The sequence below is a fragment of the Kitasatospora sp. NPDC023118 genome, assembly GCF_055560875.1.
In genome coordinates this window covers 1-9,781 of the sequence record NZ_JBVHHW010000069.1, presented here as the reverse complement: position 1 = coordinate 9,781, position 9,781 = coordinate 1, and the positions used below count along the sequence as shown (strand labels likewise).

The following is a 9,781-nucleotide window of genomic DNA, read 5'->3' as shown; positions in this document are numbered from 1 at the left end:
GCAATGCAGCGCTCGTCGCTGTCGCGCCGGTCGACCTCGATGACCAAGACCCCGTCCGGGGCGGCGAGCTGGACGCAACGGCGCAGCAGGGCGTGTGGGGCGTCGTGTGGCTGCGCTGGACCAGGCACGCCAGCATCCGCGCCCTGCACCATGCCGCCAGCCTCGCCTGCGGCTGGAGCGAGCGCGCTGCCGACGGCCTGGAGAGCTGAGTCCCGACGCGCCCGACCGAGCAGGGCGTCCAGGCCGTCGGCGCCCACGTCGACCGCGGAAGCGGTGACGAAGCCCGGGTGCTCGGGCGCGGCAGGCCAGGTTGGGGTGTTGATCGGCGCCTGTCGCTGGGCTCCGTGGGAGATGTCCACCGCCAGAACCCGCAGGTTCCGTGCGGCCAGCGCTTCTCCGAGGCCACGGGCCACTGCCTCGATGCTGCTGTGCTGGACGGGGAGCAGGCCGATCACGGCCCCGCCCAGGCGATGTGCTGCTGGCCGGACGACCGCTCGCGCGCCAGCTGTCGGGGTAGTCCGGTGCTGCAGGAGGGTGTGGAGGGCATGGGCGGCGCTGCGCATGGCGGCGGCCTGGGCACTGGCGGGAGCGTCGAGGACGAACAGCGGGGCCGGGGTGCCGGCGCGCCGAAGGTCGATCGGCACGTCGCCGATGACCGGGGTGCCGAACGCCTCCAGCTCACGGCCGACGTCGCAGCGGAATTCGGCGGCCAGTGGGTCGATGTAAGGGTGTGCGGTGAGGATGAGTGCGGAAGGGGGCTGCGGGCTCCACCCGAACAGGTCTGCCTTGCTTCGGCGCATCAGGGCAACCGACTTGGCCGCGGTGAGCGGCACTTCGACCTGGAGCGGCTTGCCGTCCTGGATCGTCACCCTCAGCTGCGACTCCGGCAGGAGGTCCTGTTCGACGACGCCGACTAGCATGTCCGGCTCATCCAGGATCTCGACGGGGACGACGCCCGACAGGGCGAGGATGTAGTCGAAGCCGGGCCGTGCCTCGGCCACCAGCTCCCCGACCTGGGCGGTGCGCCCGCCGGTTTCGACCGTCACCTCGTGGAGTTGTCCCGGGCCGGGAAGCGGGCGGCGCTCGACCGTGGAGACCGCGGGTGCGGGCTGATCCGGGCGGTAGGGCCGGACGAAGACCCTGCGGGGCCGGGCAGCGTGGATGGCCAGGACCTGGTGCCCTGCGAGAGCGAGTGCGGCGGCGAGGTTCACCGACACCACGTCACTGTCGCGGCCCGCGAACTGGACCACGGTGGCCCGGCGCGGAGGCGCGGTGCTTCCCGCGCGGCGGGCGTCCCGCTGGCGCAGGGCCGCGGTGTAGGGGAGTTCGGGGCCGGCGGCCGAGCGGGCGCGGGACTTGCGGGAGTTGGAGCCGGTCTTCGTCATGGCACGGTCGTTTCCCCGGGCGGGGCCCCCACGCTTCCCGCCCGGTTCGTGTCCATGGCGAGCTTCTCGATGCGGGCCCGTTTGCCGGCTGCTGCCGGTGGAGCCTTGGTCGGCGGTGCCACCTCGGCGGCGTGGGGACCTTAAGGTGGCGGCGACGAGCGGCGTGCGCATCCTGCCGAGAGGGACGATACCGGTGGAACGTGCTCCCGGGTGGTGGCGGGCCCGGGGATTCGCCCGGTCGGAGGTGTAGTCGTGGCAGTGTTGACGTGTGGCACGTGGCCAACGCGGCGCTGCGCCCGTGCTGGACGTGCCGGGGCTCGATCGGCGGCCGGGAGGGCTCGCTGCTGGAGCTGACTGAGAAGGCCGGCCCCGACCGGTTGGAGTGCCCGCCGTGCGAGCGGGACCGTGCCGAGAAGGACTTGGGCCCGCTGGTGCTGCCAGCCCCGACCAAGCGCGAGCAGGTCGCCGCGCTGGTCTCCGCCCCCGATGACCCGTGGTGGGAGGACCGGGTACTGCACGCCAAGCTCTACCCGGCCAAGGGCCACAGGGTGTGACTTGTTGGTGTTGTGGGGGCGTGAATGGCCTCTTCTGCCGGGTTGTCTGGACCTTTGGTTGGACCTGTTGGGGTGGTGTGGGGTTTGGTGACTGTGTGTGGTGGTGGGTGGGGTCGGGGGTCGGGTCGGTCGCTGGCGGGGTCGGCTCAGTGTTGTGGGTTGTGTTCGGGTGTGAATTCCGCCGGGTATTCCGTGCTGCTGCTTTTATGGATTGGTTGCTTGTGGTGGTTTGAATTCGGGTTGGAATTGCAGGGCACGGGGATGGGTGTTCGGTTTGGCGGCCGGTTCCGCTGTCCACAGGTCCGGCGCCGGAGGCTGCGGGGCATGACGACCAGTACCTGCTCGGCGGTCTGCCGGGACCACGCCGATCTGACCGCCCGCCACCGGGGTTGTTGCCCTGTCGAGGCCTACGGCACCGTCCGGGACCAGCTCCTGGCCCTCCTCGCTCGGCACGCCGACGGCCAGCCGCTGCACCTGGAGCGCCGGCTGCGCCGGGACAAGACGACGGCCCGGGCGGTCGAGCGGCTGGCTGTCTGGCTCGGCGTCAGGCCCGGCACGGTGCGGCGGCACGCCCGCGGAACCCACTGGCCCGCCGGCGCCCGGCTGCGCCGTGCGGTGGTGTACCAGCTGCGGCAGGAGTTCTGTGTGGTCGAGCTGACCGTGCAGGAGGCACGGCGAGCCAAGGAAGCGGCGTGGGACGCCCGTCGGCGGTCGGCTCGGGAGTAGGTAGCGGGCTGTCGCGTTGCCTGTCGCGCCCCCTTGTCGCGTGGGGTGCTGTCGCGTGCTGTGACGTGGGCGGATACCTCTCAACCCCTGTGTGTGGTGGGGGCGCGACAGGTGGGTGCGACAGGGGGCCGGGGTGGGGCCGCGGCTGCTGTTCGGGTGGTGGCTGCTGCCGGTGGCGGCGACCGCCAGGTGCCGGTTGTCCGGGGCTGCCGTCCGGGGCGGCGGGGCGCGGCGGGGACGGCGGGCTGCTGCCGGCGGCCGGCCTTGTTCTGGTGGTGGTGCTCGGCGGCTGGGTGGCCGGTGGCCTGGTGGCGGGTGGGGTGTTCTCTGCCTCTGAACCTTGACCGTTTGACGCTGAAGGTTGATCGACGACGGTTTGTGCCACTGAACATTGATCACCCAGGTCGGGGTGTTAGCGAGCGAGCGGCACTTCAGGTCAGAGGCCCTGCGTGCGTGGCGGTCCTGGTCTGCTGGGACACGCTAGGGGGTGGTGCGGGGGTGGTCCTGCGAGGGCTCGGCGGACGCGCGCGGGGGTCGGCCCGCGGCGAGCAGGACGCGGTTGACGTAGTCCGGCTGCTCGACCGGCAGGCCGCGGTCGGTGAAGAGGGCGAACAGCTGGGCCGCGATGGCCAGTTTGGGCGGGGCGGGCAGGTCGTCCAGGCCGATCGGCTTGATCAGGACCGGGCTGAGCACCAGCCGGTCGGGGTGCCGGGGGTGCCGGGCGTAGAGGCGGACGGCCTGGTAGTCCGGAGCCCCCTCGGGGTCCCGATCGGTGATCAGCGCCAGGCCGACCACCCGGGACCAGGGGTAGTGGCGGCGGCTCCACGGGCGGACCACGGTGATGCCGTGCTGGTCCGCGTGGATCCGCAGGGTGTGGCCGAGCAGCAGGTACAGCGCGACCAGGACGAGGGCCGTGCCGAGCAGCGTGAGCGGTACCGACCCGGTCGTCGGGCCCAGCGCACCGCCCCCCAGAAAGGCCGCCGCCAAGGAGACGCCGAGGCGCAGTCCGTCCAGCAGTGGGCCGACCCGGATGGTGGTACGGGACTGTGTGGGCACCTCGCCGCCTTCCGCCGTAGGTGGTACCCAGCCTCCCCGGCGGCCCGGTGCCGCAGCAACGGGCCGGACCCGATCGGCGCGGGCCGGTGACCACCCTGGGACACGGCCGGCCCGCGCGTGCCGACCGTGTCGCGGACCCGGCGGCTCGGTCGGATCGGGGCAGCGGTCGCGGAAGCAACGGGAGGTACCGGCATGGCGGTCAGGGCGGAGCAGGTAGGGCGGGTGCGGACGGTGATCCTTTCCCGCCCCAAGGCGCGGAACGCGGTGGACGGGCCGACGGCGGCGGTCAACGCCGTCGCTTGCATGGTCCAGGGCGCGCGGAACCCGCCGAATATGCCTGACATCGAGGGAATGTCTGGCGATACCTCTGGGTGACGCGGGCTGACCGTCCAGGACAGTCCGTGCTGAATGGACCCGGTGATCAATGTTCAGTGGCACAAACCGTCATCGGTCAACCTTCAGTGGCAAACGGTCAAGGTTCAGTGGCAGAGAACAGCAACGCGGGGTGCAACGTGGTGTTGCGGTGGGGTGCAACACGGGGCCGTGTTGCGGGTCTGACCAGGTGTTATGTGGCCGGGAGCGGGGGCGGGCGGGCGTGTTGCACCGGGCTGCGCCGGTCCGCCAGCCTCGGCTGCTCCCTGCTCCCTGCTCCCTGCTCCCTGCTCCCTGCTCCCTGCTCCCTGCTCCCTGCTCCCTGCTCCCTGCTCCCTGCTCCCTGCCCCCGCCCGCCGCCTGGTGATAGGTGGCGTGTGGGTTGCAGCGGTGCGGTGCCGCCGGTTTTCAGTGGGTGCGTGGTGGTCGCTGCTGGTCAGTGCCGTGTGTTGCTGAACGGTGGTGTCGTGTCCGTACTGAAGAGTGGTGTCGCAGGCCGGCGAAGTTCCGATGTCGCCTATGTCAGAGACATGGATGCGGCTGGGGCGGGTTGTACCGGGGCGGTCACCGGGCTGCGACGCGGCTCTGCCTGAGGTGGAGCTCGACGGAACGGCACAGGCTCAGCGCGTCTTGCGGGTTGTCGGCCCGGTGGCCGAACCGGCGGATGAGTACCACCGAGTCGAGTGTGACGCCTGCGCGGGCCAGTACGAACAGCAGGGTGAGCAGGGCGGAGCGGGCGTTGCCGTCGTCGAACGGGTGGAAGAAGCAGACATCCAGGTAGGCCCGGGCCGCCCTGGCGGCCAGCGAGGGCGGGCTGTCGGCGGTCTGCGCCAGACAGGCGTCGAGGCGGGTGCGGGTGTCGGGGCCGATCCCGTAGCGCTCCTCGCCGCCCTTGGCGAAGGCGGGGTGAGCGCGCAGCCGTGGCGGCTCGGGTGTGCCCAGAACGTGCTGCTGCCAGCCGCGCAGCAGTTGGAAGTCGAGCACGGCACCACACGCCGCGTCGGCCCGTACCAGTTCCAGTGCGGTGAGCAGGCCGGCGGCGCGGGCGGGGTCCACCGCGGCGTCGAAGGAGCGGAAGTCCTCCGCCGCGCCGTCGCGGGCGGGGGTCGCCGGCCCGCCGTCCGCGTTGTCCTTGTCGTCCGGCCACGGCACGCTCTCGCGTACCGCGAGCCAGCGCTCCAGGTGGTCCGGGAGATCGACCGGGTCCGGTGACCAGTGGGTGTCCTGCGGGCGCAGGAGGCCGGCGAGCCGCTCGGCGACGTCCTCCGCAAGGACAGTGTCCGGCGCGGTCCAGCTCTTGAACCGGCCGCCGATTGCCTGTTGCACCAGCTGCTCCGCCAGCTCGGGGGCGACACCCCAGTAGCTGAGAAACCAGCCCAGGACCTGCTGGCAGTGCCCGTACCAGCCGCTCTCGGCGCCTGTCCGGTCGGCCACCTGCAGGATCAGATTGCGGGCGGCGCGCTCCCACAGGATCCGGTCCGCCACCAGGGTCTCCGGGTCCAGGGGATAGGCCTCGAACCACTCCGCGAGGTGCTCCAGCCAGTCACGCCACTCGCACAGCGCCGCCACGACGTGGTCGAGGGTCTGCTCCGCGGTGGTGATCGAGTGCGACCCACAGCACCAGTTCCCGACCGGCCCGCCGTCGACGTCCCCTTCGCCGAACGACCAGCGCCACCCTGCCGCCCACCGGCCGTAGCGCTCTATCAGCACGTGCGTCATGGCATCGGACCAGGGCTTGGCCACCTCCCAGGCCCAGTTGACTTTGGTCAGGTCGAAGTTGGGGTCCAGCCGGGAGGGTATCCGCCGTGCCGGGCCGAGGGAGCGGACCACTTGCGTCGCCGAAGCGGGGTCGAAGGGGTGGCTGGCGGGGTCGACCTCGTCCCAGGTCAGGCCTGTGGGGTAGAGCGCGTTGAACACCCGGTCAGGGTGCCACGGGGGCCACGGGGGTGGGCAACGCTATTTCCGCCCAGGCCGCGGCCAGGCGGACTGCCACCAGGGCTCCGGTTCCGCCGAGTCGTCGGCCCCCCGGGGCACCCGCTCGCCGCGCTGGTCTTCACCGGCCCCGGCACCAGCCGTCCGCACACGTGCCGCTCGGTACCGCTGAACCGTCAGCCGTGCATGGGGGCGATTGCCAGCCGGTTCTGTGGCTGCGTGCGCCGGGCTGTCGGTGGAGCGCAAGCATCACGCATCCCAGTCCGGATAGTCCCCGATCGCCACGTCGTCGCAGAACGTCTCCCAGAAGCCGTTGTGCACGAGGGCGGTCTCGTCGATGGCAGAGATGCGATCGCGAAGCTCGTCCGCCACCTCCCCGTACCTGTCCTCGTCGCCGTCCGCGTAGAACGGGAAGCGTGCGATCACGGCCGCGACGCATCGATTGAAGCAGCCGAGGTCGCTGTTCACGTGACCGGCCCTCGCTGAATCGATCTTGGGAATCTGCATCACGTGACCAGTGGCGACGTCGACGGCGATGCGTCCGAACAGACCACTCGTCGCGATGGCGACCAGCCCCCGCTCGCCGATCCCTCCGAGGAACACCGGCTCACTCAGCACCCGGTACTCGTATCCGATCAACCCGTCTGGGACGCCGGTCTCACCGAGATCGACAGCAGTCTGGGCGGGCACCTCGGGTGGAGCCTCGATGCGCATCAAGACGAACTCGGGCTTCGGCAACTGCGGCAGGGGCTGGCTCACGGGAAGATCTTTCTCCCGATGGGCTGTCCCGGCAACACCCGTAGGCCCGCGAGGCGGGCGACTCATGGCGGGCGGCCGATCCCGACATCACCCAATCAAGTTCAGTACCTGAACCGATCAACCCGCCAGGGCACGTCACACGGCTGGAGGTCCGCTGACGAGACCGACTCGGCGGCACACTCCACGAGTACCAACATGCCGCATGACCAGCGTGGATGATTATTCGGCACCCACAGGGACACAGGGACGCGCCTCGCGCCCACTGCTGCCCCCTGACGAACCGGCCGCCCCTGGCGCCAGAGGGGCGGGCGGTTCGTCAGGGGCTGGCGGCGGATCGCCGCACGGGATCACGATTTCCTGGTGATGCCGAGCTGTTCCAGCCATTGCCGGCAGTGATGGCAAGGCTCGCACTCGCTCCATCCGGTGTGACCTCCCCCAACGGTGGCGGCTGCGATGACCGCTCCCTTGGCCTTGAATGCCTTCTTCAGGGCAGCGTCGTCCCCGGTGTTGAAGGCCACCTTCACCGCGTCGCTGTCAGACACCTTCGCCAGAAAGGCGTTCAGCGCGTGCACCTCGGCGCAGTTGACGATGGACCATGACTCCGCCCTGTCGACCAGCCGGCGGACCAGATCGGCAGTGCCGCGCCCCAGTTTGCCGCCCGCGCTCTTGCCCCGGTACTGCTCGCCGTCGACGACCAGAATGGCCGTCACGTGGGTGTACCCGTCCTGTGGGGCGTTGCTGCGGAGCTGTTCGCGGAGCGCGGTGTCGAGAATATCCCCATTGGTCCGTTTTCTGGGCTCCGAATTCTTCGCCCGCTCGGCCTCCTCCCGGTCGAGTTCGAGCAGACGTTCCTGCAGCCTGGTGCACAGACCCACGAACGCCGCCTTGGTGGGCACATTGGCTTTGAGCCAGGCCAGGAGCTCCTTTCGTTTCGCACGTCCGGCATGCGGATTGCCCAGGAGCTCGCTGACTTTGCTGCACAGCAGCTTGAGTTCGGGCAGCAGCTCCTGCGGGTCGTCGCACTGGGCCAGCGCGACGCGCCCACTGTCGGCGATCCCGTTGATGTTCTCCAGATCCAGACGGCTCTGCTGGTCGTCGAGTACCGCAGGGTCGTCGCCGAACCGCCGCAGATACTCCTTCTGCGCGGTGGTCAGTCTCCGGAGCACCTGGTCCAGGGGTTCGGTGGCCTGCCTGTAGCGCGGGTTCGACTGGTCTGCCATGACTGCTCTCCCCTCACTCCTCCGCGCTCAACTCCTGGATCCGCCGCCCTGCGACGGCGAGCGGTGCCCGGTGGCCGTCGCCTCGGAGCAGGATCATCTCTTCGTGGAACTTCGCGTAGATTTGCACGGCTCGTTCGAGGGCGTTCTCGATGTCGGTGCGGTCCATGTGCATCGCGTTCAGCTGACCGCGATACAGGTAGAGAAAGGTGTTGAAGCCGATCTTGCTGAGGTCGACCGCCGACTTCACCATGACGAATGCGCTGACCTTCTCCGCCTTCTTCCGAATCCCGCTCGATTCGATGCCGCGCTGCCAGGCTCGCAGGTCGAGGCGGATGATCGAGTACTCCTCGGTCAGGACAACGTACCGGTGTAGCGTTTCCTCGCCTGCCTCCGAGCCGCCGAGGAAGTCCTGGAGTACCTCGGTAACCAGTCCGGCGACACCGTCGATGATCTCGTCCGCCGAGCCCCGGCAGAACGACTTGAGGGCGTTGCTGATCGGCTTGCCGATGTCCTTCACCTGGTTGGACATGAGAGCGTGCGTCTGGGAGACGCTCTCCAGTACCGCCTCGATGGGGATCCTGCGGTCCTGGTCGCTGCCAGCGGTGATCAGTGCTTTCTCGATCTCCATCTGGAAGAACTCCGCCTTTGTTTGGGCGAGTGCCGCCAGGGCTTCGAGCGTTTCCTTCGCCTCCTCCATCTGCTTTGACGACGGATCGAGGCCTTCGATGACACCGGCGATCGAGCCCATGGTGTCCTCCTGGATTCCGGGGTGCGTGGTTCACGTGGGGGAGTGGCTGGCTGGCTGCGAGACGGGGAGGGACGGACCGAATCCGAGCAAGGTCGGTGGCGCGCAGGCTCAGCGAGGGCCGAAAGGCGATGCGGATGGGGCAAGTAGCCGCTGCGGCAGGTGGAACCGGTCCGTGATCGCGCAGTGTTGACCGGTCGGCCGCACACTCACCAGTAACCGCCCGGACCGGCCGCGGCGCAACCGCGAGCAGGCTGTCGCGGGTTGGTTGCCTCGGACGGCAGCACCAAGGCGCGACACAAGACGTGGCGGCTGGAAGGCGCTGCCGGACCGGACGGTGCAGGCGCCGGGCCTACCCCGGCCACACCCGTGCCGGGGCTCGATCGGCGGGGAGGAGGGCTCGCTGCTGGAGCTGACTGAGAAGGCAGGCCCCGACCGGCTGGAGTGCCCGCAGTGCGAGCGGGACCGGGCCGAGAAGGACTTGGGCCCGCTGGTATGGGATGGCGGTGTAGGTGCGGGCTTGGGTGAGGGTGCGCCTGGGGTTTCTGGTTGGTTGAGTAGGTTGTGGGCTGGGGTAGGCCGGGTGGGTCGGCTCTGTCTGGTGGTCGGTGTTGCCGGCGGAGAAGTCGGTGGGGTTCTGGGCTGGTGGTTTCGCTGGTGGGGTGAGGGAGTTGCTGTTCCTGCGAGATGTTTTCCGCGTGTCGCGGGTTTGGTGAGAGCCCTATAGGTGGCTCTCAGTTTGTGGTGGTTCAGGCACGGATTTCGTGAAGAGCAGGCCGAGGCGGTTACGATCTGTAGTCGATCGGAGCCCTGCTCGAACGGTTATGCCGAGCGACTCGCTGTGCGGGAGAATGCCCGGCATGACGACTTGAAGAGCACCGGCGGGGCGACAGCACTGGCGGAAGGTCGGGACCTGGGACACGGTTGCCGACGGCGGTCGACGAATCTGTGCCGCCTGCAGAACGCCTGTCCGCTCGTATCAGTATCGCTTCCATCCACCCGAGTCCTCCATGTTCGAGCGCTGCATCGGGT

At 69.7% G+C, this 9,781-nt stretch carries 7 protein-coding genes and 2 pseudogenes; 3 read left to right on the top strand and 6 right to left on the bottom strand.

The window, feature by feature from the left end; all coding sequences use genetic code 11:
- A pseudogene (locus ACZ3UD_RS37285) lies at window positions 1–1,385 on the bottom strand (hypothetical protein); the annotation flags it as partial.
- 275 nt (window positions 1,386–1,660) lie between these two features.
- On the opposite strand from ACZ3UD_RS37285, the gene ACZ3UD_RS37280 reads away from it, so the two are divergent.
- Window positions 1,661–1,939 (top strand): hypothetical protein, encoded by a 279-nt coding sequence (locus ACZ3UD_RS37280; RefSeq protein ID WP_465598426.1) that lies wholly within the window; start codon window positions 1,661–1,663, stop codon window positions 1,937–1,939.
- A gap of 324 nt (window positions 1,940–2,263) precedes the next feature.
- Window positions 2,264–2,665, top strand: a complete 402-nt coding sequence (locus ACZ3UD_RS37275; protein ID WP_465598423.1) for a hypothetical protein — start codon at window positions 2,264–2,266, stop codon at window positions 2,663–2,665.
- Between the two features lie 480 nt (window positions 2,666–3,145).
- Here ACZ3UD_RS37275 and ACZ3UD_RS37270 read toward each other — a convergent pair whose 3' ends face one another.
- Entirely contained in the window at window positions 3,146–3,721 is a 576-nt protein-coding gene (locus ACZ3UD_RS37270) for a hypothetical protein (RefSeq protein WP_465598420.1), read from the bottom strand.
- 192 nt (window positions 3,722–3,913) lie between these two features.
- On the opposite strand from ACZ3UD_RS37270, the pseudogene ACZ3UD_RS37265 reads away from it, so the two are divergent.
- A pseudogene (locus ACZ3UD_RS37265) lies at window positions 3,914–4,006 on the top strand (crotonase/enoyl-CoA hydratase family protein); the annotation flags it as partial.
- A 651-nt stretch (window positions 4,007–4,657) separates the two neighbouring features.
- On the opposite strand, the gene ACZ3UD_RS37260 reads toward ACZ3UD_RS37265, so the two are convergent.
- The 4 genes from ACZ3UD_RS37260 to ACZ3UD_RS37245 form a co-directional block, all read right to left on the bottom strand.
- Window positions 4,658–6,010, bottom strand: a complete 1,353-nt coding sequence (locus ACZ3UD_RS37260) for a Fic family protein (protein ID WP_465598417.1) — start codon at window positions 6,008–6,010, stop codon at window positions 4,658–4,660.
- Window positions 6,011–6,274: 264 nt separating this feature from the next.
- Complete coding sequence (locus ACZ3UD_RS37255; RefSeq protein ID WP_465598414.1) at window positions 6,275–6,784, bottom strand: SUKH-4 family immunity protein; 510 nt, start codon at window positions 6,782–6,784, stop codon at window positions 6,275–6,277.
- 347 nt (window positions 6,785–7,131) lie between these two features.
- Complete coding sequence (locus ACZ3UD_RS37250) at window positions 7,132–8,004, bottom strand: hypothetical protein (protein WP_465598411.1); 873 nt, start codon at window positions 8,002–8,004, stop codon at window positions 7,132–7,134.
- 13 nt (window positions 8,005–8,017) lie between these two features.
- Entirely contained in the window at window positions 8,018–8,752 is a 735-nt protein-coding gene (locus ACZ3UD_RS37245) for a hypothetical protein (protein WP_465598408.1), read from the bottom strand.
- Window positions 8,753–9,781 lie beyond the last annotated feature (1,029 nt).